The 24,798-nt window shown below is 63.3% G+C and carries 18 protein-coding genes, 2 pseudogenes and 1 riboswitch; of the genes and pseudogenes, 12 read left to right on the top strand and 8 right to left on the bottom strand.

Annotated elements, in window-relative coordinates:
* Positions 1-245 precede the first annotated feature (245 nt).
* From MHI61_RS04180 to MHI61_RS04160, 5 genes and pseudogenes are all read right to left on the bottom strand, one after another.
* Positions 246-6,750 (bottom strand): annotated as a pseudogene (locus MHI61_RS04180) (hemagglutinin repeat-containing protein); the annotation flags it as partial.
* A 92-nt stretch (positions 6,751-6,842) separates the two neighbouring features.
* Entirely contained in the window at positions 6,843-7,397 is a 555-nt protein-coding gene (locus MHI61_RS04175) for a hypothetical protein (RefSeq protein ID WP_097628993.1), read from the bottom strand.
* A 44-nt stretch (positions 7,398-7,441) separates the two neighbouring features.
* Positions 7,442-7,909: a hypothetical protein gene (locus MHI61_RS04170; protein ID WP_239789647.1), complete on the bottom strand. Its 468-nt coding sequence runs from the start codon at positions 7,907-7,909 to the stop codon at positions 7,442-7,444.
* 13 nt (positions 7,910-7,922) lie between these two features.
* Positions 7,923-9,644: a ShlB/FhaC/HecB family hemolysin secretion/activation protein gene (locus tag MHI61_RS04165; protein ID WP_239789646.1), complete on the bottom strand. Its 1,722-nt coding sequence runs from the start codon at positions 9,642-9,644 to the stop codon at positions 7,923-7,925.
* 13 nt (positions 9,645-9,657) lie between these two features.
* Positions 9,658-10,251, bottom strand: coding sequence for an invasion associated locus B family protein (locus MHI61_RS04160; RefSeq protein ID WP_239789645.1), 594 nt, complete (start codon positions 10,249-10,251; stop codon positions 9,658-9,660).
* A gap of 666 nt (positions 10,252-10,917) precedes the next feature.
* Positions 10,918-11,014, top strand: a riboswitch (TPP riboswitch).
* A gap of 42 nt (positions 11,015-11,056) precedes the next feature.
* On the opposite strand from MHI61_RS04160, the gene thiM reads away from it, so the two are divergent.
* The 11 genes and pseudogenes from thiM (at position 11,057) to MHI61_RS04105 (ending at position 21,120) form a co-directional block, all read left to right on the top strand.
* A complete protein-coding gene (gene thiM / locus MHI61_RS04155; RefSeq protein ID WP_239789644.1) occupies positions 11,057-11,860 on the top strand; it encodes a hydroxyethylthiazole kinase in 804 nt (267 codons plus the stop codon).
* Complete coding sequence (gene thiE, locus MHI61_RS04150) at positions 11,857-12,492, top strand: thiamine phosphate synthase (protein ID WP_239789643.1); 636 nt, start codon at positions 11,857-11,859, stop codon at positions 12,490-12,492. The genes thiM and thiE overlap by 4 nt, the downstream gene beginning before the upstream one ends.
* Positions 12,489-13,322, top strand: a complete 834-nt coding sequence (thiD, locus tag MHI61_RS04145; RefSeq protein WP_239789642.1) for a bifunctional hydroxymethylpyrimidine kinase/phosphomethylpyrimidine kinase — start codon at positions 12,489-12,491, stop codon at positions 13,320-13,322. The genes thiE and thiD overlap by 4 nt, the downstream gene beginning before the upstream one ends.
* 222 nt (positions 13,323-13,544) lie before the next feature.
* A pseudogene (locus tag MHI61_RS04140) lies at positions 13,545-14,023 on the top strand (GNAT family N-acetyltransferase).
* A 22-nt stretch (positions 14,024-14,045) separates the two neighbouring features.
* Complete coding sequence (locus MHI61_RS04135) at positions 14,046-15,068, top strand: glycoside hydrolase family 3 N-terminal domain-containing protein (protein WP_239789641.1); 1,023 nt, start codon at positions 14,046-14,048, stop codon at positions 15,066-15,068.
* Between the two features lie 43 nt (positions 15,069-15,111).
* Positions 15,112-16,758: an ABC transporter substrate-binding protein gene (locus tag MHI61_RS04130; protein WP_239789640.1), complete on the top strand. Its 1,647-nt coding sequence runs from the start codon at positions 15,112-15,114 to the stop codon at positions 16,756-16,758.
* A 58-nt stretch (positions 16,759-16,816) separates the two neighbouring features.
* Entirely contained in the window at positions 16,817-17,794 is a 978-nt protein-coding gene (locus MHI61_RS04125; RefSeq protein WP_239789639.1) for an ABC transporter permease, read from the top strand.
* Between the two features lies 1 nt (position 17,795).
* A complete protein-coding gene (locus MHI61_RS04120; RefSeq protein WP_222140946.1) occupies positions 17,796-18,674 on the top strand; it encodes an ABC transporter permease in 879 nt (292 codons plus the stop codon).
* Positions 18,671-19,474, top strand: a complete 804-nt coding sequence (locus MHI61_RS04115; RefSeq protein ID WP_239789638.1) for an ABC transporter ATP-binding protein — start codon at positions 18,671-18,673, stop codon at positions 19,472-19,474. The genes MHI61_RS04120 and MHI61_RS04115 overlap by 4 nt, the downstream gene beginning before the upstream one ends.
* Positions 19,471-20,370 (top strand): ABC transporter ATP-binding protein, encoded by a 900-nt coding sequence (locus tag MHI61_RS04110; RefSeq protein WP_239789637.1) that lies wholly within the window; start codon positions 19,471-19,473, stop codon positions 20,368-20,370. Before MHI61_RS04115 ends, MHI61_RS04110 begins: the two co-directional genes overlap by 4 nt.
* 69 nt (positions 20,371-20,439) lie before the next feature.
* Positions 20,440-21,120 (top strand): hypothetical protein, encoded by a 681-nt coding sequence (locus MHI61_RS04105; protein WP_239789636.1) that lies wholly within the window; start codon positions 20,440-20,442, stop codon positions 21,118-21,120.
* A gap of 6 nt (positions 21,121-21,126) precedes the next feature.
* On the opposite strand, the gene MHI61_RS04100 is transcribed toward MHI61_RS04105, so the two are convergent.
* From MHI61_RS04100 to MHI61_RS04090, 3 genes are all read right to left on the bottom strand, one after another.
* Positions 21,127-21,921, bottom strand: coding sequence for an aldolase/citrate lyase family protein (locus tag MHI61_RS04100; protein WP_239789635.1), 795 nt, complete (start codon positions 21,919-21,921; stop codon positions 21,127-21,129).
* Between the two features lie 62 nt (positions 21,922-21,983).
* Positions 21,984-22,184, bottom strand: a complete 201-nt coding sequence (locus MHI61_RS04095) for a hypothetical protein (RefSeq protein WP_239789634.1) — start codon at positions 22,182-22,184, stop codon at positions 21,984-21,986.
* Positions 22,185-22,274: 90 nt separating this feature from the next.
* Complete coding sequence (locus tag MHI61_RS04090; RefSeq protein WP_275593069.1) at positions 22,275-23,180, bottom strand: LysR family transcriptional regulator; 906 nt, start codon at positions 23,178-23,180, stop codon at positions 22,275-22,277.
* Positions 23,181-23,274: 94 nt separating this feature from the next.
* Between MHI61_RS04090 and betC the strand changes: the two genes are divergently transcribed.
* Positions 23,275-24,789 (top strand): choline-sulfatase, encoded by a 1,515-nt coding sequence (betC, locus tag MHI61_RS04085; protein ID WP_239789633.1) that lies wholly within the window; start codon positions 23,275-23,277, stop codon positions 24,787-24,789.
* Positions 24,790-24,798 lie beyond the last annotated feature (9 nt).

The following is a 24,798-nucleotide window of genomic DNA, read 5'->3' as shown; positions in this document are numbered from 1 at the left end:
CCGGGACCGACGGTCGCACGGACGGTCTGGCGCGTGTCGTCGAGCTGATACGTGCCTTCGAGGGTATTGTTGGCCGGCGGCGCACCGGGCAGTTCGTTGCCGGGAACCTCGATGCCGATTTGGGCGCTGAAGCCCTCATAACCCTTCTGCCCGAGGAAATCGCTGTAGGTCAGTGTATCGGTTGAAAGCACCAGGTCGCCGCTATTGGAGATGATCTTGCCGGCCTGAAGATCGGTGTTGCCGCCGACTTCGATATCCATCTTGCCGGTGAACAGCAGGCCGGATTGCTCGCTGATCCAGTTCGTGGCACCCGAGCCGAGACCGCCGCCGAACTGCAAGCCCGAAAGCTGAGTGGTCACAGGCAGAAAGTTGCTTCCTACCGTCCCGCCCAACGAGAAGCCGGCAGAGGCAGAGCTGTTGGCGCTGCTGCCGAGATCGCGCGTAGAGATGATGCTGAGATCGCCGCGGACATCGGCCGTGATCGTATTGCCGGAAACGACGGCGCCCTTGAGTGTCGTGTCGTTGCCGGAGCTGATCGTAATGTCGCCGCTGCCGGTGACATGGCTGTTGACTTGTGTGATCGAGGTAGCATCGGATTTCGACGTTCCCGCGCCGGCGCCACCGGTGACACCTACGCCTACGCCTTGCAGGCCGATACCCGCGCTGACGCCGAAGCTGGCGTTCGCCGATTTGCTGTCGCTACCCGTCTCGCTGGTCGCCTGAGCGCTTTCCAGCGTGATGTCGTGACCGGCCTTCAGCGTGATATCGCCGAACTTGTCGTCGCCCACCAAAGGCGCAACGCCATAATCATATCCCGCCACTATCTGTGCGCCGTGCCCGGTTAGATCGCCAGAGGTCGCTTCGATAGCGACCGAGCGTCCGGCCTCGATGCTGGTGACGACGGGCGTAGAGGTGGACGCGAAGGCGCTGCTCTTTTCGTAGTTGAAGCCTGCCGTCAACGAGACAGAGGCGATGTTGCCTCCGTCCTTGGCGATGCTGGAGAGCTGCTGGAGCGCGTCATAGGCTTTAAGCGAGGCGAAGGCGGCGTTGGCTGCCGTGTACCCGTCGGAAATACCGGCGATCTTCTGTGCAGCGCCGGCAATACTCTGGCCCGCACTGACCAGCCCGGTCGAAACCGACAGCGTCACACCGGCAAAGAACTGCTCGTGTACGCTCTCGTAGTTCGACTTGTCTTCCGCACTGAGCAGATTGACGTCGCGCTCGGCGGTGATCGCAACATCGCGGTCGGCCGAGACATCGGCGGCCTGCAGATTGGCGTCGCGACCGGCCTTGATCGTCAGATCGTTGCCGGCCGAAAGGGTGGCCATCGCATTGGTCTGCGAGCCTTGCTTCGTCGTGTCGGAAACCGACGACATGCCTATACCGATCGAGAAGCCGCCGCTGCTCGAACCGAAGGAAATACCGAAACCGGAGCGTTTTTCCTTCTCCTCGGACGATGCGCTTTCGGCGCCCGGGGTGATATTGACGTCGCGGGCGGCATCGAGCGTGATATTGTTGTCGGCGTAGATCTGCGAGCCGAGAATGTTGACATCGGTGTCGCGGGACTTCAGCGCCACGTCGGTTCCGGCCGACAGCACCGAGGCCACGTTGAGCTCAGAAGCCTGCTTCCCGCTCTTCTGCTCCTTGCCCCAGAGCGACACGAAGCCGTCGCCGGAGCCGACGAAGAGGCCGGACTTCTTGCGCGTGACCTCAAGCTCATGCTGCTCGGCCGCACCGATGACCGAGACGCTGTCACCCTCGACGAAAATCGCGCCGTCGGAATAGACTTGTGAACCCGCGATCACCGCCGCGCCGCCGGCGTTCAGATTGATATCGCCGGATGCGCCGAGTTCGGAGGCGACCGTCGTCTCGTCATAGCTCTTGTAGCTGGATGAGCCTTTCGACAGGAAGCCGCTGCGTGAGCCCTTGTCATCCTTGGCACTGGTGTCCTTGCCGGAAGCAATGACGAGGTCGCCGCCGGCGGTGATGTTCAGATCCGCCGGGGTGGTCTCCTTGCCGGCTTCGATCTTCGAGGCGGAGATGACCGTGTCCTTGCCGGATTCAATATCGACGCCGCCAGCGCCTGTGATGGCGGAACCGACGGCCGTCGTCGTTTCCAGATGCGTAGTCGTCTTCTCGCTGCTGCCGAGGAAACCGCCCTTGAGGCTGAGCTTGGTATCGAGGGTCGCGGTGTCGGTGGCCTCGGCGATCGTTACGTCGCCGTCCGCCTTGAGAGCGACCTTGCCGTCGGCGGCAAGCTTGCTGCCGACGATGTTGAGATCGTGATCGCCGCTGCCGTTGCCCGCCGTCACCGAGAGGTCGCCGCCGGCCGATATTTCCGAGCCGACATGGGTGATCGATGAGGCGGATTTCTTGCCGAAGGTGGATTCGGAATGCTCCTGCGCGGCGGTGATGTTGATATCGTCGCCGGCGCTCAGCGCGACATTGCCACCTGCCTTGACGGAGGAGCCGGAGAGCAGGATGTCGTCGCCGGCCTTGATGGTCGCATTCGTGCCGGCAGAAAGCTGCGATTGCTGCTGGTCGGTGGAGAGGGTCTTGGTGTAGCCGGACTGGTTGTTGCGGGCGACATCGGTCGACACCACGGCCACCGAACCATTATCGGCGGTCACATCGAGCGTCGTTCCCGCCTTGGCGGAGCTGCCGATGATGTTGACATTGTCGGTTGCCTTAATCGTCAAGGCCCCGCCGCTGGCGATCTGGCTGCCGGTGGCATTTTGTTGACCTGAGTTGTCGACCTTGACGGCATCGAGCGTCACATTCTTGCCGGTGAGCGCGGCATTGCCTGTGGCATTGACGGCAGCGCCCTTCAACGTCAGGTCGGTCGCAGCAGCAAGCGTCGCATTGCCGCCGGCGGTGACTGCGGCGTTCGGGTTGACCATCGCCTGGCCGCCGAGATCCATGGATTGCGCGCTCAGCGTCAGCGCGCCGGAAGAGGAGAGCGACACGTCCTTGCCTGATTTGAAGCTGCCGCCGTTCGACGCAATCGAGGAGCCGGAAACGGAGAGGCCGTTAGAGGCGACCATGGCGCCGGAATTGTTGATCGCGCCGCCGCCAATGGTGACGGATGTGCCCGACATCAACGCGCCGGAGGCGGTCAGCTGCGCCGTTGCCGTGCTCGGGAGATAGACGACCGGCGCCCACACCTCGATGCCATTGACCACCTGCTTCTGATAGAGGACGACCGGCTTCGTCAGCGCGGCGACCGCTTCGGGGGTGAGCGCCTGGCCGACCTGCAGATGATTGTCGCGGGCGTAATTGGCGCCATTGTCAAGCAGCGTCTTGACCTGCTCGGTGGCATCGCTGCCGGGGATGAAGGAGCCCGGTCCCAGACCCTGACCGGCAAGCTGCTGGATCTGCTTTGCGATCAGCTGGTTCTCGAAATAGGCGTCGCCCAGGAAGGGAATGGTGGTGTCCGGCTGGTAGCCGATGCGGTCCATGAAATAGCTGGAGCCGTAGAGGGTGCCGACATCGAGGAACTTGGCGCGGGTTTCGAACAGGAAGGTCTGGCCGGGTATGTTGCCGCCGACGCCGCCTGATTGCGGATTGGTCGGGGCGACAAGCGTGGTGCCGAGGCCCGAATTGACGTTGAAGAGGGCGCCGCCGGCGGTCAGGCCGCTGAGAGCCGACAATGGATCGCCGGGATTGCTCGGCGCCGCGACGCTGGCGCCGCCGGCCACCGAGCCGGCCGCCGACGTGTTGTTGACGCTGCCGAAATTGACGGAGAGCGCGCCACCGGCCTTGATATTCGCCGATACGCCGCCGATCGCCTGGACGGAGTTGACGATCGTCGAGCCGTTGGCGATGTTCTTCGAAGGATTGGCGTTGCCGTTGGCATCATAGGCGGTGCAGGCGCCCTGGGCGTTGCAGGTCGTCGTCGTCGTGCGGAAGAGGGTGACGCCCTCATTGGTCAGCGTCGAGCCCTTCAGTGTCGCGTCGCCGCCGGCCTCGATCGAGCTGTAGGCATTGGTGAGATTGGTGGCGTCGATCGTAAGATTGCGGCTCGCCCGGATCGTCGCTTCGGGGCTCAACGTGCCGATCAGGCGGTCCTCATAGACCGACTGGCTGAGATGGGACGACCAATCCCATGTATAGGTGGTGCTTTCGTCCGAGCCGCTGAAATTCACCTCGTCGACGATGAAATAGCGCGACGGATTGTTGGGATCGGCAACCGGATTGCCGTTCGCATCCCGCGGCACGCGGGCCCTGATCCAGTCGATGATCGGCGTGACCTTCTCCGGTCCGTCGGCCGAGATCCAGGTCCAAGCGCGATAGGTCGTGCCGTCGGCCAGCGTCGCCTTCGACCAGAGCAGCGGCTCATAATCCTGCCACAGCCCCGGATCGACGCCGGCATAGAGCTGGAACATGTTCTGATCTGCGGTCTCGAGGTAACCGAAAGGCATGCCGGCAACCACAGGGTTGAGAGTAAAGCCGGTGACGACGCCTGATGAAACCAGTACGCCGGTCGTCCATTGCGGCGCAGCCGCCCGCTCGTTGGTCAGGTTGCCGGTCAGGATCGACATTTCGTTTCCGGCCTGGATGAGGCCGGAGATATTGGTGACCTCAGTGTTTCTCAGTCCCGATGCCGTCCCGGCGATCTCGAGGTCGTTGCCGGCGAGGATGGCGCCCTGATTGTTGGTGAGCACCCCGCCGATGAACAGGCGGGCGTCGTTGCCGGCATAGGCAAGGCCCGTGGCACTGTTGGTGAAATTGCCGGAAATATTGAGGGTCAGATCATCCTTGGCCGCCAATTGTCCGGCATTGGTGAGGGACGGCAGCGTCAGCGTCAGGTCGTCGGCGGCGAGCAGCGCCGTGCTGGCCGAGGTGGAGAGGCCGTCGGCATTGATGACGATGTCGCCGGAACCACCGGCATCGGTGACGGCATTGATGGTGGCGCCGCTGAGATCGGCCATGCCGGAGAGATTGAGGGCGAAGCCACCGAGCGTGAGGCTGTTGTTGCTGAGATCGGCGCTATCGGCGTTGAATGTCAGCGTGCCGCCGACGGCGATGTTGCCGGCGGCGCCATTGGCGAGATCGACGTTGGTGGTGGTGAAGGCCAGGTTGCCGGTGGTGCTGGTGGGATTGCCGTAACTGATCTGGCCCGAGGCCGTCAGCGCAGCGTTGCCGAGACTTCTGGAGTTGGCCATAGGCGATGTTCTCGCTCGCTGCAGCCGAAAGATTGCCGCTGCTCAGCATCGCGTCGCCGATGACGATCGAACCATTTGCGGCGGCAAGGCTCATGTCGCCCGCCTGCTGCAGCACCAATGTGCCGTTGGCGGATTGGGCGGTGGCGGCGAAATCGACGCCGGAGGCGACGGTCGCCGCCGCAATCGAGCGGCCGGTTGCCGTGACGTTGCCCTGCGCCAGGACATCGCCCGATATGCCGATGTCGGCGCCGGCGGAAAGGGTGAGATCGCTGCCGCTGACAAGCGACGCTGCGGAGATCGAGCCTGACGTCGCAGCGATCGTCAGCGTATCGCTGCTCTTGACCGCCCCTGCAATCTGGATGCCGCCGGATGTGGCGGAGAGGTCGAGCGTATTGCCGGCGACGACGCTGCCGGCGGCAATGCCTGCCGCCGAGGAGATCTCGACGTTGACGGCGCTGTTGACCTCGCCGCCGACGCTCAACAGGCCGCTGCCGCTCGACAGCACGATGTCGCCATCGGCAGCGATCGTATCGAGGGTGATCCCATTGTCGGCCTCGATGGCGGCTTTCGCTTTCGAGGTGACCTTGGCGGCCGTCACTTTCGCCTTCGAGGAGATCGAAACGCCCTGCTCACCGGAGACGTTGCCGAGCGAGATTTTGCCGTCGGCCGACAACGACAACTCGTTGGTGTTGGCGGCAAGATTGCCGCTCATGCGCACGCCGGCGCCCTGTTCGGTGACGACGATCTTGATGCGGTCGGCCTGCATGGCGCCGAGTGCGGTGCCGTCGATCGCATATTCGGGCGTGCCGGAGATCGGCGCGAGCGCCTGGGAATCGCCCGTCGCATAATCGAAATTGGACGCACCCGCCGTCACGCGGAGCGACTTGCCGTAGACCGGGCCGTTGACATGGACGGTGCGCGAGACGATGTCGAACAGATCAACCGCGCCGGAGCCGGCGGCGAAATTGCCGCCGTTCGGTCCGATGGTGACGTCGCCGCCATTGACGGTAAAGCCGTTGAGCTTGCCATCGGCACCGATATCGGGAACGCCCGTCGTCAATGTCGCATGCGGCGTGTTGATGAAGCCGCAGCCATCGCAGGTGATGCCGTTCGGGTTGGCGATGATCACATCGGCCCGCCCGCCGAACACCTCGGTCGGCCCGTTCAAGGCCGAGCGGTTGCCGCTGGTGACCTCGTTGAGGATGACCGATGCCGGCCCTGATGTGTTGAGATTGGGATTGCCCGGCGTGACGCCGCCGAGATTGGAATTGCCGATCTCGCCCTTGAAATTGTTGAGGATGAGGCCCGGGGTGCCGACATTGAAATTGTCGTATTTGTTGTGCGACAGACCCTTGCTGTTGGGCGTGACGATGTCGATGAGCGGCACGCCGTTGGGTGCCGCGCCGACGCCCGGCTGATTGGCGGCAGGCGCCGAGGTGCTTGCCGAGACCGACTGGGCATTGGCCAGCATCGGCTGAAAGACCAGCAGCGCGCTGAGCACGAGCGCAAGCGAGCGATGGGCACGCCTGCCGAGCCGGCAGCCAAGACCCTTGCCATTCGAACCAAGACCGGTTTTTTCACGCATCGCTTCGTCTTTCCAAACGCACAACTGGTTATTTGTCTCGAGATCAACCACGGCCCGGCGCTGCCTTGCCGGCAGCGCCTCGCCTCGTCTCATTATTTCTGGGTGAGCCAGGTCTTCACATTGCGGGTGAAGGACTTGGACAGGCGCTGTGCCATGACATCAGGCGCGCCGGACGTTGTCGCCGCATTGACCGCGACTGCGATGATTACGCCGTAACCGCTTCCGCGCATGGAGAGGTCTTCGCCATGGATGTTTTGCGCTTGGGCGATCAGTTGCCCGGTCTTGGCATCCTCCAGCCGAACGGTTCCGTCGATCATGCTGTCGTGACCACCGATAATGCGGGCCTGCTTTGTGGTGACGTCGAACACATGCAGCGTCACGACCAACCTGCCCCTGTTCGGGCCGCCCGGCACGCCGATCAGTTCCTTGGACATCGTGGCTTGGAGGGTACGAACCGCGTCGGAGACCTGCTGGTCGGGCTTATCGCCAAAACCGAATGTCTTGACGTCGGGAGCCAGCTCGATCCGGATCTCGCGCACAGACGTGCGCTGCAGGGCCGCAATCAGCCGAGGATCTGTCCTGGTGGTGACGCAGGACGCCAGTGTCGCCGCCAGCAAGAGAAGGGTTAGAAAACGCACAATACGCATACGGAACTCCGAATTCATGGATAAGATTCAAGGACCTGCTGAACTCAGTCCCGGTTGTCCGACGACGAGGCAGGCTTTGGCTTACTGTCCAGATGCTTGTAGAGCTCGGTCAGCTGGGACTTCGGCGGCGGGCACCCCTTCGATTTGGCGATGCTGGTCAGGACATTGTTCCTGTTGCGCAAGGCATCGATCTCGACCTTCTCAGGTGATTTCGGGTCCATGAAAAACAGCGCCGGCAGAAACAGCAGCACACCGGTCGCCCCAAGCACGATGTTCTTGCCTTGCGCATCGGTGCGCTCCTTCACCGTCGAGGTGATCTGCCGTTCGTTCGCCTCGAATTCGCGGGTGATGCCGGCGCAGTCGAAGGCGCTGTCGGTCGGATTGGTCGAAGCGACCGGACGGGCCTCGCGTCCGGCGCAGCCGGCAAGAGCGATGGAAAGGGAAAGGATCAGCGCCGTCGGCCGCGACAGGCTTCTGCCGCGCTTGATCGTCGAAGTGTCGTGGGTGGTCATTGTCTTGCTTTCGTTACCAATGCGCAGATGCGCTGAAATAAAAGAGCCCGCCGTCGACATGGTCGACGCTGCTGGCAAGGATGTCGGAATAGCCGAGGTCGGCGCTGATCGTGCCGCCGACGGCGCGGATCCCGGCCGTCCAGCCGGCAAGATCGCCGCCTGTCATGTCGAAGCGCTTTTGCGCGTAGACGTGGCCGTAGTCGAACCCGAGATAGGGGCGCAGTTCGCCGAACGCCTTGGCGGCGGCGCCGCCGCTTTCGTTGGATTTCGTTCTCCAGACGATCTCGTTGTGGCTGAACACGCCGTTATTGCCGAAGAGCACGCTTTCGCGGGTGCCGCGGACATTGCTGTAGCTGCCGAGGGACATCTGCTCGGCGCCGAGAAGATTATCCGGGGAATATTGGCCGCTGACGAGCGACGTCAGCTCGAACTGGCGGCCGATGGCCTGGAAGGGCTGCGTGACGGTGATGGTGGCGTTGAATTTCGAAAATCGCGGATCGGCATCTCCCGCGCCGGGCTCTCCAGCCTTGACGGCATCGAAAAGACCGAGCCCCCGGTCGTAGCTGGCATCAAAGACCCAGATACCGCCGAACATCCGCCGGGAATGAGAAATGCCGATCTCGCCGACCGTATAGCGGCGGCTGCCGACCTCGATCAGATTGCCGAGCAGGAAGTTGTTCGTCTGCTTGTAGGTGAGGCTGCTGCGGACCGTGGTGATCGAATCCTTGTCGCGCATGACGACGCGATCGATGCCGATGCCGGCCTGCCCCGAATTGCCGGAGGTTTCGAGCGTGCTGAAGTTTCCTTCGACGGCGCTTTCATATTGGTACCAAGAGCCGTTCAGCGAAACGGTGGAATAACCGTAAGGGACGCTGACGCTGCCAGAATAGCTGTTGCCATAGCCGTTTCCGTCATTCTCCCACGGATAGTCGGGACCGCTGTGCTCGTATGAGAAATTCCACTGGTCATTGATGCCGAGCAGATCGTCGTAGCCGAGCGATGCCGAGCTGCGGGAAAGGCCGGTGCTCTCCTGCCCCATATTGTTGTTGCCGAGCGAGACATGCCATGGCCGGCCCGGACGGTTTTCGATGTTGAGGATGGAGGTTCCATCCTTGGGACCGGGCAGCATGGCCGACTTGGCGTCGTTGGCCTGCAGCCGGTTCATCTGGTCGAGCCCCTGCTCGATGTCGCGGATATTGACGACCCGGCCGATCAGGCCGGGAAAGGCGCTCGCCAGCGAAGCGTTGCCGGCCGCTTTCTTGCCGTTGAGATAGATGTCCCACAGCGTGCCTTCGACGACGAGCAGGCGCAGGATCCTGGTCTTGCGGATATCCTGCTGCGGCACATAGGCCCGCGAGGTCACATAGCCGCGGTCGATATAGAGATGGGTGACATCCCTGAGCACCGCGTTGATCTCAGCAAGCCCGACGCAGCGGTTGCCGTAAGGCGCTGTCACCTTGCCGATCTCAGCCGCCGAGAGCAGGTTCGCCCCGTCGATTTCGACCCGGGCGATGTCGAAACAGGCGCCGTTCCCCTGGCCGGCGGGCAAAGTCCGGTCTTCCGCGTCCGCGCCGCCGCCCGGTGTCGCGCGCCGCAGGGCATCCAGCCGCTGCGTCTGCGACCGCTCCTCCTGACGGCGGTTGAAGTCGTCGGCTGGCGATTGCGCATAAGCAGGTGCGACAGCCGTCACGAGGACGGCGCCGGCGAGCAGGCAGTATCGAATTTCTGTTGTCATGGGTGAAATTCGGCTACTTCGCGGCAGTGGATTGGAGTTGATCGAGGGCCGGGCTCAGCCCTTTGAGCGAAAAGCGGATATTGACGTCCTGGCCGTTCATCAGCCGCACCAGCCCTTCGGCGGTCAAGCCCTTGCGCAGCGCTGCCGTCGTCTTTGCATCCAGGGCCTGCTGCGCCCAGCATCCGGCCTCGTTGCAATTGCGATAATCGAGTTTTGCGAGGGGCTTGCCGTCCGCCTTGATCGCCAGGCCGGAGGGCAGGAAGACGTTGAGCGGCAGAAGCGCGGTCAGCATCAGCCGCGGCTTGCCCTTGCTCTTGCCTTGAGAAGCGGCCGGCGCTGTGGCGATCGCCAGCGTCAGGACATTGACGTTCTTGCCGTCCTTGGCGACTTGCGCCACCTGCGCGACTTCGCAGGCTGCCGTGTCGCCGGAGCCCGTGCAGCGATAGTACCAGTCGTCGAATTTCTGCGATTTGATGGCCGGCGCCTGGCCTTGAACCACCGCATCAGGAGATTGCGAAAGGGACGGGCTGGAACAACCGAGGAATACGAGGAGGGAGGCGACGGTCCGGAGACCTCCCTTCATGTGGCTTATCGAAAACTTGCCCATCAAAAAATACAACTTCAGGAGGATTTTACTTGCGTGCAGTGCCATATCGCTACAATCGCGCTCACCGTCAACCTGAACGTGTCAGAACGGTAAAGTTTCGGTTAGATATTTACGTCGCGTTTCCAGCAGATAAATCCCTGTATTCGCCGGACTCTTGACAGAAATTTACCGGCAAATTCAAGACTCGGTAGTACTGAAATAACGAAAACGATGAGACAACACGCAACTTACGCGGAGCTGTCCAAATGCGCGCATGCATTGAAAATACGGATAGGCAAACGCGAAGGGTGAATAAAATAATACAATTTGAAATTAAGAAAGCCTGCAATGCCTCATCTTCCAAGAAGATTTGCCCGCCGCCCGTCGCACCCTTCCCCGAATAAACACTGAAACTGCGGCAGATCACGCAGGTATTGCGTCACCATCAAATATAATTTCATCTGAATTGCACCCATGGTTGCCGCTGTTATTCCTGACCAAAAAGGGAGGCAAAGGCCGGGCGTTCCGGGACGCCTTCCCGCAATGCTGCTGTCGCAACCCGAATCATTGGGCTCTCCGGCTGGCAAGATCCGCTGATCATCCGCCCCTAACCATGGCTCAGTCGCCCTCAGCCGCGAATGTCATTTTCGGGATGACAGCCGCGTCCTTCTCTGCGAAAAAGAGGGCGATGAGAGACAGGGGCGTTCGTCGACAGACGGGCTGAGAAGAACCCTTCGAACCTGAACCGGATAATGCCGGCGGAGGGAGTCGCTCGGGTCAGCGCCGTAGACGCCGCCCCGCGCCTGCCCCGCCTGAAAGGGGCGCCATGCAGAGCAAGACCACCTCGGGAGCCATGCTGGAGGCGATGCGCGAAAAGCCGCCGCTCGTCCACTGCATCACCAATTATGTCGCCATGAACATCGCTGCCAATGTGCTGCTTGCATCCGGCGCCTCGCCGGCCATGGTGCACGCGCCTGAGGAAGCCGGCGAATTCGCCGGCATCGCGGGCGCGCTGACCGTCAATATCGGCACGCTGTCGACGCAATGGCTCGACGGCATGCAGGCGGCAGCGAAGGCCGCGGCCTCAGCCGGCAAACCCTGGGTGCTCGATCCGGTGGCGCACTACGCGACGGGCTTTCGCCGCAATGCGGTCGCCGATCTGCTGGCGCTCAGGCCCACGATCATCCGCGGCAACGCTTCCGAGATCATCGCGCTTGCCGGCGGAGAGAGCCGCGGCCGGGGTGTCGACAGCCGCGATCCGGTCGAGCAGGCGGAAGGATCGGCCCGCCGGCTCGCGGAGCGGCAGCAGGCCATCGTCGCCGTTACCGGCGCCGTGGATTTCGTGACCGATGGCGCCAGGGCAGTGCGCATCAAGGGCGGATCGGTGCTGATGCCACAGGTCACCGCGCTCGGCTGCTCGCTCACCTGCCTCGTCGGCGCCTTTGCCGCCACAGTGCCCGAGGATCTGTTCGGCGCGACGGTCGCGGCGCTTGCGACCTTTGCCGTCGCCGGCGAAGATGCCGCGCTCGGGGCGGCCGGTCCCGGCTCATTCGCCTGGCGCTTCCTCGATGCGCTGGCCGCGCTCGACGGCGAAGCGCTGGATGCCAGGGCCAGGGTATCGATCGCATGAAGGCTTTCGACCTTTCGCTCTATCTCGTGCTTGATCCGGATCTCTGCGCCCGGATCGGCATGGTCGAGACTGCCCGTCTTGCCGTTGCCGGCGGCGCGACGATGGTACAGCTGCGTGACAAACAGGCCGGCACGCCGGGGATGATCGAGACCGGCCGCGCCTTGAAACAGGTGCTCGATGGCACCGGCGCCCGCCTCATCGTCAATGACGACGTCGAGGCGGCGATCGCCATCGGCGCCGACGGGTTGCATATCGGCCAGGAAGACATGGATGCGCGCACCGCGCGGGAGATGATCGGCCCCGACATGATCCTCGGCCTCTCGGTCGAAACCGAGGCGCTCTCCGCCGCCGTCGATCGAAATCTCGTCGATTATACCGGTGTCGGCCCGGTGTTTGCGACGCCGACCAAGGCCGACTACAAGCAGCCGATCGGCTTTGACGGTCTTGCCAGGCTGGTGCAGCTCTCGCCGGTGCCGTCCGTCGCCATCGGCGGGCTGAAGGCGGAGCATGTGGCCGACGTCTTTGCCGCCGGCGCCAAGGGACTTGCCGTCGTCTCCGCCATCTGCGGCACGCCGGATCCGGAAGCCGCCACCCGCCGCATCGCCGCAGAAATCCGAAAGGTCCCGGCATGATCCGCAACGTCCTCTCCATCGCCGGCTCCGATCCCTCGGGCGGCGCCGGTATCCAGGCCGATCTCAAGGCCTTCTCCGCCCGCGGCGTCTACGGCATGGCGGTGCTGACCGCACTGACGGCGCAGAACACCCGGGGCGTCACCGGCGTGCATCTGGTGCCGCCTCCATTCGTCGCCGACCAGGTCGATGCCGTCTTTGCCGATGTGCGCGTCGATGCCGTCAAGATCGGCATGATCGCCAATGCCGCCATCGCCGAGGCCGTCGCCGCCGCACTTACTGCAGCTCTGGCCGCAGCCAAGGCCAACGGGCGCAGCATTCCCGTCGTCCTCGATCCCGTCATGATCGCCAAAGGCGGTGCCGCCCTGCTCGCACCCGAAGCGGTCGACGTGCTGACCCTCCGCCTTCTGCCGCTTGCTACGCTGCTGACGCCGAACCTGCCGGAGGCCGCCGCGCTGCTGCACCAGCCGGTCGCGACGAGCCGGGCTGAGATGGCGGCGCAGGCCGAACAGCTGCGCGCGCTCGGCCCGGCCGCGGTGCTGGTCAAGGGCGGCCATCTCGACAGTGACGACAGCCCCGACGTGCTGGCCGCCGCCGACGGCCTGCACTGGTTCGAAGCCCGGCGGGTGCCGACCAAGAACACCCACGGCACCGGCTGCACGCTTTCGAGCGCGCTGGCGGCCGAACTCGCCAAAGGCGCCTCGGCGCGAGAAGCGGTCGCCATCGCCAAGGATTACCTTGCCGGCGCGGTCGCCGCCGCCGGACACCTTACCGTCGGCTCAGGCCACGGGCCGGTGCAGCATTTTCATGCGCTTTGGAAAGACGCCGAATAGGTCCCTTCACAGAGACGGAGACATCGCGACCACGATGGAAAACGGCCCCGCCTCCCGGGCCGTTTTTGCATTGCGCCACCTTGCATTGAAACCGCGGCCGCGGGTCGACGGCCGCGAGGCGCGATTTGAAATAGCCTGTTGACAAGACGGGTGAGATGGCCAAGTCTATGACATTAAAAGGGGATATATTCCGCAATAACGGAATAAGAGGAGGAATGACAGCTGCCAGACCTGCTTGTGAGCCTATATTCCGCGCGGCTCGCCGACCTGAAACAGAAAGCCGATGATGTCGGCGCCTCCATCCGCCCGGCCCTCCCCCGGAGCTGCATCTCGTCGTCAACTGGGTTCGCGAACACTTCAGCGAGAACTGGGCAAGCGAGGTCTCGGTCGCCTTCTCCCGCCAGCCGGTCGCCTGCCTGATCGCGATCGAAGGCGGAACGCTTCAAGGCTTTGCCTGCTACGACACGACGGCCTGCGGCTTCTTCGGCCCGACCGGCGTTGACCCGCAAGCCCGCGGCAGGGGCATCGGGCTCGCGCTGTTTTCCGCCTGTCTTGAGACGATGAAGAGGCTCGGCCATGCCTATGCCTTCATCGGCGATGCCGGTCCGGTCGATTTTTACGCCAGGACCGCAGGCGCCATCACCATCCAGGCCCCCGACAAGGGCATTTACGAAGGCATGCTGAGAAGCATGCCGAAATGACCATCTGATCGGAGCACTAGACTTGTCCTCGACCCCACTCGCCCTTTTCGTCGGCCTTCCCAATCCGGTTCTTTCGGATGAGGAATTCGCGCTGTTTCGCGAGACCAATCCGCTCGGCCTCTTCGTCGGCCGGCGCAATCAGTGCGAGCCGGAGCAGACCAAGCGGCTGATCGAGCGCTTTCGCGAAGCCGTCGGCCGCGACGACGCCCCCGTCTTCACCGACCAGGAGGGCGGCCGCGTCCAGCACCTCGATGCCGGTCCCTGGCCGCTCTTCCGCAGCTTCGGCCAGTTTGCCGAACTGGCGCGCCGCGATTTCGAGCTCGGCAGAAAAACATTGCGCCTTTCCTCCCAGGCCATGGGCGCGATGATGACGGAACTCGGCCTTTCGAGCGGCTGCTCGCCCGTTCTCGACCTCGTCTTCGAGACGACGAGCGCGGTTATCGGCGCCCGCTCCTTCGGCCCGGATCCCGATGTCATCGCCGCCCTCGGCCGCGAGGTGGTCGACGGCCTGCTCGAGACCGGCAACATGCCCGTGATGAAACATATTCCCGGCCATGGCCGGGCAACGCTCGATTCCCACAAGGAGCGCCCAGTGGTCGACGCCAGCCGGGAAACGCTGACCACGACTGATTTCAAACCCTTCGTCGCATTGAAGGACACACCCTGGGCCATGGTCGCCCATGTCGTTTATTCGGCTTATGACGCGGAGCTGCCGGCCTCCGTCTCACCGATCATGCACGACGTCATCCGCAAGGACTTGGGTTACGGGGGCGTGCTGATCTCCGACTGCATCTTCATGGAATCGCTCTCCGGTACCCTGCCGGAACGCGTCAAACAGGTGCTCGACGCCGGCTTCGACATCGCGCTCCACAGTCATGGCGATATCAGGGAAAGCGAAGCAGCCGCCAAGGCGGCGCGCCCGTTGACCGACGCCGCACTGCAGCGGATCGCCGCCGGCAAGGCCCGTCTCGGCAATCTCAAGATCGACTATCGGGCCGCCCATGCCGAGGTCGAAGACATATTTGCAAGCGCGCTGGTCTCCTGACTGGCGCGCCAACTCTCACCGTATAAAAGAAGGGGAATAAAACATGAAAAAATATCTTCTCGCAGCCGCTGCCCTGACACTGCTTTCGGGCTCTGCCATGGCGCAGACGATCCTGACGGCCAATATCGAACCGGCGACGACCTGGGTGCGCAACTTCAATCCGTTCAACCAGACCTCGGCGCGCCAGTCGACGCTCGATTTCATCTATGAGCCGCTTGTTATTTTCAATCGCTTCGACAGCAACAAGCCGGTCTACCGTCTGGCCGAAAGCTTCAAGCTTTCCGACGACCTGAAGAGCATCGATTTCAAGCTGCGTCCGAACCTGAAATGGTCGGACGGCAAGCCGTTGACCTCAGCCGACGTCAAGTTCACCTATGACTACCTGAAGAAATTCCCGGCGCTCGATTTCGTCAGCATCTGGACCTTCGTTACCGACGTCCAGGCCGTCGACGGCGAGACCGTGCGCTTCACGCTCGCCAATCCGAGTTCGCTCGCCGCCGAGCAGATCTCGCAGCTGCCGATCGTCCCCGAACATGTCTGGAAGGATGTCGCCGACCCAGTCACCTTCGCCAACGAGACGCCGGTCGGCAGCGGCCCGTTGACCGAGGTCCCGCGTTTCACCGGCCAGACCTACGACCAGTGCCGCAACCCGCACTATTGGGACAACGCGCATCTGAAGGTCGATTGCATCCGTTTCCCGCAGCTTGCCGACAACAATCAGATGCTGACGGCAACGGCCGACGGCACGCTCGACTGGGGCGTCTCCTTCATTCCCGATATCGACAATGTCTATGTCTCCAAGGACCCGGCGCATTTCCACTACTGGTATTCGCCGAGCAGCATGGTCGCCTTCCTGTTCAACCTGGAAACCGCGAACGAGAACAACAAGAAGGCCTTCAACGACCTGAAATTCCGCCGTGCCGTGTCGATGGCGCTCGACCGCAAGACGATGATCGACGTCGCCGGCTATGGCTACCCGACACTGAACGAAGATCCCGGCCTGATGGGCGAGCTTTACAAGAGCTGGGCGGATCCGTCGGTCAAGGCCGATTTCGGCAAGTTCGCCAGCTATGACGCCGACGCCGCCAAGGCGCTGCTCGACGAGGCCGCCTACAAGGACAAGGACGGCGACGGCTTCCGCGACAATCCCGACGGCAGCAAGATCTCCTTCTCGATCATTGTCCCGAACTCCTGGACCGACTGGGTCGATACCGTCAACATCGCCGTCGAAGGCATGCAGGCGGTCGGCATCGATGCCAAGATCGAAACGCCCGAAGAAGCCGTCTGGACCGGCAACCTCATCAACGGCAGCTTCGATGCGGCGATCAACAGCCTGCCGGCTTCGGCCTCGCCCTACTACCCCTACAAGCGCGCCTTCAGCGCTTCGGACAAGGGCAAGACCCGCTTTACCGCGCAGCGCTGGTTCAATCCTGAGGTCGAGAAACTCGTCACCGAGTTCACCCATACCGCGGATCTCGCCAAGCAGAAGGAAACGATGAACAAGGCGCAACGCATCGTCGCCGAAAACATGCCGATGATTCCGGTGTTCAACAACCCGAACTGGTATCAGTACAACACCAAGCGCTTCACCGGCTGGTCGACCAAGGAAAATCCCTTCGTCAATCCGTCTATCTCGCGGACGAACCCGGCACGCCTGTTGAACCTGCTCGCGCTGGAGCCGGCCAAGTAAAGGCATTGATCCCGGGAGCGGTGGCGTTCAACGCCGCTCCCGCCACGACGGAGTTCCCATGGCTTTCCTGCTTCGCCGCCTCGTCTTCTACATGGCGGCCTTCATCGCGGCAGCGACGATCAATTTCTTCCTGCCGCGGCTGATGCCGGGCGATCCGGTGCAGATCATGTTTTCGAGCGCCGGCACCGAATTGCCGCCGGAAAGCCTGCAGGCGCTGAAGCTCACTTTCGGCTTCGTCGACGGGCCGCTCTGGCAGCAATATCTCACCTATCTCGCCAGCATCTTCACCGGCGACCTCGGCCGCTCGATCAAGTATTTCCCGCTGCCGGTCACCTCGGTGCTCGGCCATGCGCTTGTCTGGACCGTCGCCCTGATGGGGACGGCGACGATCGTCAGCTTTGCGCTCGGCACCTTCCTCGGCATCCTCGCCGCCTGGCGTCGCGGCAGCAGGTTCGACGTCATCGTCTCCGTCGGCGCGATTTTCGCGACCTCGGTGCCCGCCGTCGTCACCTCGCTGATCGTGCTCTTCATCTTCGGTTTCACGCTCGGCTGGTTCCCGAACGGCTATGCCGCCGATCCCTCGCTCGATCCGGCCTTCAGCCTGCAATATCTCGGCAGCGTCGCCTATCACGGCATCCTACCGATGGTGACGCTCTGCACCGTGCTGATCGGCGGCTTCACCGTCACCATGCGCAACAACATGATCAACCTGCTCGGCGAGGACTATATCGTCATGGCCCGCGCCAAGGGCCTGTCCGACCGGCATGTGATGATCTGGTATGCGGCGCGCAACGCCCTGCTGCCGACCGTCTCCAGCCTTGCCATCGCCATCGGTACCATTCTCGGCGGCTCGCTGGTGACCGAGGTCGTCTATGATTATCCCGGCCTCGGCAACATTCTCTACCAGGCGATCCTCGCCCGCGATTATCCAGTCATCCAGGGCCAGCTGCTGATCATGACCGCGACCATGCTGATCGCCAATTTCATCGTCGACGTCAGCTACGTCATGCTCGACCCGCGGCTGAAGGGAGCGTGAAATGAAGACCCTGCTTCGGAACCGCAAGGCGCTCACCGGCCTCGTCATCATCGCCTTCATCGTCATCGTCGCGATCGCAGCGCCGCTGCTGACCCAATACGACCCCGCCGCCCGCACCGGGCGGCCGCACCAGCCGCCGTCGCTCGACCACATCCTCGGCACGACCCGCATCGGCCAGGATGTCTTTGCCCGGCTGATCTATGGCGCCCGCACCTCGCTGGCCGTCGGCTTCGGCGCCGGCTTGCTGATCACGCTGGTCGGCACCGCGCTCGGCATCATCTCCGGCTATCGCGGCGGCAAGACCGACGAAGTCATCAGCTTCTTCACCAATATGGTGTTGGTCGTTCCCAACCTGCCGCTGCTGCTGGTGCTCGCCGCCTTCATCGGCCAGGCAAGCCCGCTCGTCATCGCCCTCATCCTCGGCGCCACCTCCTGGGCCTGGGGCGCCCGCGTCACCCGTGCCGAAACCCTCTCTGTCAAGCAGAAGGATTTCGTCAAATCCGCCGAGATGATGGGCGAGCCGCAATGGCGGATCATGACATTCGAGATCTTCCCGAATGTGATCTCCATCGTCGGCATCAATTTCATCGGCAGCGTCATCTTCGCAATCATCACCGAGGCGACGCTGGAATTTCTCGGTCTCGGGGATCCCCGGGCGATATCCTGGGGCACCATGCTCTACAACGCGCAGAAGGCCTCGGCGCTTTCGGTCGGCGCGTGGTGGGATATTCTCACCCCCTGCTTCGCGCTCGCCTTCCTCGGCATCGGCATGTCGCTCCTCAATTTCGCCGTCGACGAGATCGCCAATCCGCGGCTGCGCACCGGCAATCATCTGAAGCGCTGGTCGCTGCTCGTTCGAACAGGGGAGGGCCGCCTGTGACGCAACCGCTGCTTTCGGTGAGAAACCTCACCATCGATTATATCGGCGAAGAGAAGGATTTCCGCGCCGTCGACGACGTCAATTTCGATGTCGCACCCGGCGAGGTCTTCGGGCTTGCCGGCGAATCCGGCTGCGGCAAGAGCACGATCGCCTTCGCCATCAGCCGCCTGCACAGGCCGCCGGCACTGATCCGCAAGAAGAGCCGCATCCTGCTCGACGGCCGCGACGTACTCGATCTCGACCAGCGGGCGCTTGGCGCCTTCCGCTGGCGCGCGGTCGCCATGGTCTTCCAGAGCGCCATGAATTCGCTGAACCCGGTGCTGCGCATCGAGGCGCAGTTTTACGACGTGTTGCGCACCCATAAGGGCATGAGCCGCGCGCAAGCCCGCGAGCGCACCGCCGAAATGCTGACGCTCGTCGACATCGCACCGGACCGCATGCGCGATTATCCGCATCAGTTTTCCGGCGGCATGCGCCAGCGCATCGTCATCGCCATCTGCATGGCGCTCGATCCGAAACTCGTCGTCATGGACGAGCCGACGACCGCGCTCGACGTCGTCGTCCAGCGCGAAATCCTGCAGCGGATCAACGAGCTGCGCCGCAGCTTCGGCTTCTCCGTGCTGTTCATCACCCATGATCTCGGGCTGATGGTGCAGTTCTGCGATCGCATCGGCATCATGCTGTCCGGCAGGCTGGTGGAGCAGAATAGCGCCGAGGCGATCTACCGGACGCCGGCGCACGACTATACGAAGAAGCTCTGGGCCTCCTTCCCCTCGCTTCATGGAGGCGTGCTGCTATGAGCGAGGCTATCCTTGCGCTCGACAAGGTGACCAAGACCTTCGGCCACGGCGCGTCCGCCGTTCATGCCGCCCGCTCCATCGCCTTTTCGCTGCGCGCCGGCCGGGCGCTGGCGCTCGTCGGCGAATCCGGCAGCGGCAAGACCACCTGCGCCCGCTTGGCGATGCGCGAATATCTGCCGACATCGGGCCGGATCCTCTATAAGGGCCGGCCGGTCGAGACGGCGAATTCCGCCGAAATCGCCCGCTACCGCCGATCCGTGCAGATGATCTTCCAGGATCCGTTCGCCTCGCTGAACCCCGCCCACACCATCGCTCACCATCTTCGACGGCCGCTGAAGCTGCATCGCCCCGATATCAAGGGGACTGAAATCAACGCGACGATCCGCGAACTGCTGGAGCGCGTCAGGCTCGATCCCGATCTCGTCGCGCCGAAATATCCGCATGAACTCTCCGGCGGCCAGCGCCAGCGCGTCAACATCGCCCGCGCCCTTGCCGTCAGGCCGGAGGTGATCGTCGCGGACGAACCGACCTCGATGCTCGATGTCTCAGTGCGTCTCGGCGTGCTCAACCTGTTGAACGAGATGAAGCGGGAGATGAATCTCGGCCTGCTCTACATCACCCATGACATCGCCACCGCGCGTTACGTCGCCGAAGACATCGCCGTGATGTATGCCGGCCAGATCGTCGAATGGGGCAGTACTGCCCGAGTGATCGCCAATCCGCTGCATCCCTATACCAGGCTGCTGCTCTCGGCCGTGCCCGATCCCGACGTCCGTTTCGAAGATCCGAAGGCGCGGCTGAGGCCCGACGAGGTCGAGGATATCCGCCGCCGTTCGGCCGCGCCGCAGGACGAGGTCGTCGAAGTGGAGCCGGGTCATTTCATGCGGGTGATCTGACGCCGGTTTGCTGGTTTCGCTCGTCTCCCTATGCTAGGGGACGGTTCTTTCAAGTGAGGCGAAACCGTCATGCTGCCCTGGATTCAACTCGATTCCGCGACCATTCCCGGCGAAGGCGGTGAACTCAGGCTGAAGCAGCGCGGCAGCGAGTTCTCGATCATGCTGGGCGCCAACGAGCTGATGAACAGCCGCCTCAGCGGCTCGGAAGAGGCGCTGGCGACCCTCTCCTGGGAGCGGATCAAAACGCATCCGAAGCCGAGGGTGCTGATCGGCGGGCTCGGCATGGGTTTCACCCTGCGCGCCGCGCTTGCCGTCCTTCCCGATGATGCCGGCGTCACCGTCGCCGAACTGGTGCCGGCCGTCGTCGCCTGGGCGCGCGGGCCGATGGCCGAGGTCTTCAAGGGCTGCCTCGACGATCCCCGCGTCGCCATCCATCAGGGCGATGTCGGCGAGGCGATCCGCGCCGGCAAGAACGCCTATGACGCGATCCTGCTCGACGTCGACAACGGACCGGATGGGCTGACCCGCAAATCCAACGACCGGCTCTACGATTTCGCCGGCCTGCGCGCCGCCCGAGACGCGCTTCGCCCCGGCGGCGTGTTGGCCGTCTGGTCATCCGGGCCGGATCCTGATTTCACCCGTCGCCTCAAAGACAGCGGCTTTTCCGTCGAAGCGGTCAACACCCGCGCCAACGGCAAACGCGGCGGCGCCCGCCACGCCATCTGGCTGGCGATCAAGCCGGCCCGCTGACGAAGATCAGCTGCCCGAAGCGATCCGACGGGCGGCATTGATGGCGCGGCGGGCGCCGGCGCGCAGCTGTATGGTCTCGGCGCCGGCGATGACCAGGTCAAAGCCGAACTTCAGCAGCTCGCCGGCCCGCTCGCCATCGCCGGCATAGGCACAGGCGAATTTGCCGTGGGCGCGGCAGCGCGCAACGGCGTGCTGCATGGCGCTGTCGATCTCGGCCGCATTCGGCGCCACCTGATCGCCGTTCGACAGGGCGATCGAAAGGTCGGCGGGGCCGACGAAAATACCGTCGATACCGGTTACGCCAAGAATGCCGTCGATCGCATCGAGCGCGGCGCGGGTCTCGACCATGGCGATGGCGACGGTGAGCTCGTTGGCAGTCTTCAGATAGGCGTCCGCCGACAGGCCGCTATGGTTCAGCGCCAGGGACGGTCCCCAGCTGCGCTCACCGAGGGGCGGATATTTCGTGGTCCTGACCAGGGCTCGCGCATCCTCGGCCGTATTGATCATCGGCGCGATGATGCCGGAGGCACCGGCGTCGAGCAGCCGCGAGGCGGAGGCGAAATCGCCGACCGGGATGCGCGCGATGGCCGGCTTGCCGGCAAGACGCGCCTGAGCAACGGCATTTGCCGCCGACTGCATATCCCACATGCCATGCTGCATATCGAGCACCACAGCATCGAAAGCTTCCTGCGCCAGATGGTTGACGAGCATCGCGTCGGGAATGCCGACCCAGGCCGAGATCATGCCGCCCTGGTGTTTCCTGATACGCTCGGCAAAACCGTCGATTTCAGCTGCGCTCATGCCATTCTCCTCATTTCGACAGGCCGTCAGCGGCCGGGTTGCCGCCAAACGGCAGCAGCAATTCATCCTCTGCGGCGAAGCCGCGAGATGCTGACCATCACGACGATGCCCGCAGCCGCCAGAATGGCGCCCCAGAGCATCCAGATCTTTTGGGCAATCATGAAACTCGATGCCGGATAGGGAAAATAGCCGCTTCCCTGCCCGATCCAGATCAGGCCGAACAGGACCATAAGCAGGCCGACGACATATCCGATGGTTCGCATGCTTCAGTCACCTCCGCTATGGATTCGGCCCACAATGTCGATCGTCATCGCCGATGACAAGGCTTCTTCCGAGGAGAAATGCAACCGCCGCTAATCATTCCTCTCCACCTCATTCGACAGCCAGGCGCTGAGCCTCTCGCTGTGGACGTTCGGAGATCGCGGAGGCACCAGCCAGTAACCGCGGTCTCGCGCCTCCAGCGACGGGCCGGCTTGCAGCAGCATGCCTGCCGAAAGGAGCGTGTCGACGAGCCCCATCCAGCCGAGCGCCACGCCCTGCTCGCTCAGCGCCGCCTGAACGACCAACGAATAGGTGTTGAAGCTGATATCACCGCGGTCGGCGTGGGCGCCGCGCAGGACGGAGAATTCGCCAAAATATGTGCGCCAGTCGAACCAGGGCGATGGCAGCGGCGCGTCGAGATGGATCAACCTCGCTCCGGCCAATTGTCCTGGATCGTCGAAGGGTCCGTTGCGATCGAGGAACCCCCGTGTGCAGACGGGCACGACCCTCTCCGGCAGCAGAAGTGTGCCGACGGCACCGAATTCCGCCCGCGTCCCGAACACGACCGCGACGTCGGCCTCGTCGCGAAACCCGACCGCAAGCCTCTGCGTCGCGACGATCTGTATGTCCGTTTCCGGGTGCAGCAGGCGAAAGCCATCCATGCGCGGGATCAGCCAAAGCGCCGAGAAAGCATAGTCGGTCCTGAGCCTGACGACCGGCCTCTGGGCTTCGAGGCGAAAACTGCGGGCGAGCGCATCGATATCGCCGACCGCCTTGGCGGCGATCTCCAGAAGCCGCTCGCCTTCCGCGGTCAACTCGACGCCACGATGCTGGCGGCGCAGCAGGCTGACGCCGAACTGCTGTTCCAGCCGGCGGATTTGGTAGCTGACGGCCGGCTGGGTCAGCCCGAGAAGCGTTGCGGCCGCCGAAAGGCTCCCGAGGCGCGCGACCTCGACGAAGAGGCGCATCCATCCAAGCTCGGGAGGGCGTTCTGACATCAAAATTCCTTTAGCCAGCCATCGAAAAAAGCTGTCTTTACAGGCGCGATAATAGGCGTTTCAATAAAATCTTCAAATAGCAAAAGGTATTCACATGGCACGCCCGAACATTCTCATCCTGATGGTGGACCAGTTGAACGGAACCTTCTTTCCCGATGGCCCCGCCGATTTTCTTCACGCGCCGCATCTGAAATCACTGGCAGGCCGCTCCGTGCGTTTTGCCAATAGCTATACGGCAAGTCCGCTCTGCGCGCCGGCGCGGGCGTCCTTCATGTCGGGACAGTTGCCGAGCCGGACGCGCGTCTATGACAACGCGGCTGAATTTGCCTCCGACATTCCGACCTACGCGCATCATCTGCGCGCCGCCGGATACCAGACGGCGCTGTCGGGCAAGATGCACTTCGTCGGCCCCGACCAGCTGCACGGCTTCGAAGAGCGCCTGACGACGGACATCTATCCGGCCGATTTCGGCTGGACACCTGATTATACCAAGCCCGGCGAGCGTATTGACTGGTGGTATCACAATCTCGGTTCGGTGACCGGCGCCGGCGTTGCCGAGATCACCAATCAGATGGAATATGACGACGAGGTCGCCTATCACGCCACCCGCAAGCTCTTCGACCTCTCGCGTGGTCACGACGAACGCCCCTGGTGCCTGACCGTCAGCTTCACCCATCCGCACGACCCCTATGTCGCGCGCCGCAAATTCTGGGATCTCTATGAGGACTGCCCGGCACTCGACCCGGCGGTCGCGGCGATCCCCTTCGAGCGGCAAGATCCTCATTCTCAGCGCCTGATGAAAGCCTGCGACCACGATGCTTTCGACATCCGCCAGGAGCAGATCAGGCGGGCGAGACGCGGCTATTTCGCCAATATCTCCTATGTCGACGAGAAGATCGGCGAGATTCTCGGTGTACTGGAACGCAGCCGCATGGCCGAGGACACGATCATCCTCTTCGTGTCCGACCATGGCGACATGCTTGGCGATCGCGGCCTCTGGTTCAAGATGAACTTCTTCGAAGGTTCGGCGCGGGTTCCGCTGATGATCGCAGCCCCCGGCTGGACGCCCAAGCGCATCGATCAGCCCGTCTCCACCCTTGACGTAACGCCGACGCTTGCCGGTCTCGCCGGAATCGATATCGCGTCATTGAAGCCGTGGACCGAAGGCCAAGATCTTGCAGCCGTCGCGACGGGCACCGGCAGCCGTGGCCCGGTACCGATGGAATATGCCGCGGAAGGCTCGGAAGCGCCGCTCGTCTGCCTCAGGGACGGGCGCTACAAGCTCTCGCTCTGCGAGAAGGACCCGCCGATGCTGTTCGATCTTGAGGCCGATCCGCAAGAGCTCGACGATCTCACGGGAAATCCGGCGCATGCCGAGACGCTGGCGCGGCTCATCGAACAGGCGGGCCGGCGCTGGAACCTTTCCGCTTTCGACGCGGCCGTGCGCGAAAGCCAGGCCCGCCGCTGGGTGGTCTACGCGGCGCTGCGCAACGGCGCCTATTATCCCTGGGATTATCAGCCGCTGCAGAAAGCATCGGAGCGCTATATGCGCAACCACATGGATCTGAACGTGCTGGAGGAAAGCCAGCGGTTCCCGCGCCAGGAATAACAGACGGTT

The organism is Rhizobium sp. K102 (genome assembly GCF_022385315.1).
Classification (GTDB): Bacteria; Pseudomonadota; Alphaproteobacteria; order Rhizobiales; family Rhizobiaceae; genus Rhizobium; species Rhizobium croatiense.
The sequence above is the reverse complement of the archived record's forward strand: the minus strand, read 5'-3'. Positions and strand labels throughout refer to the sequence as shown.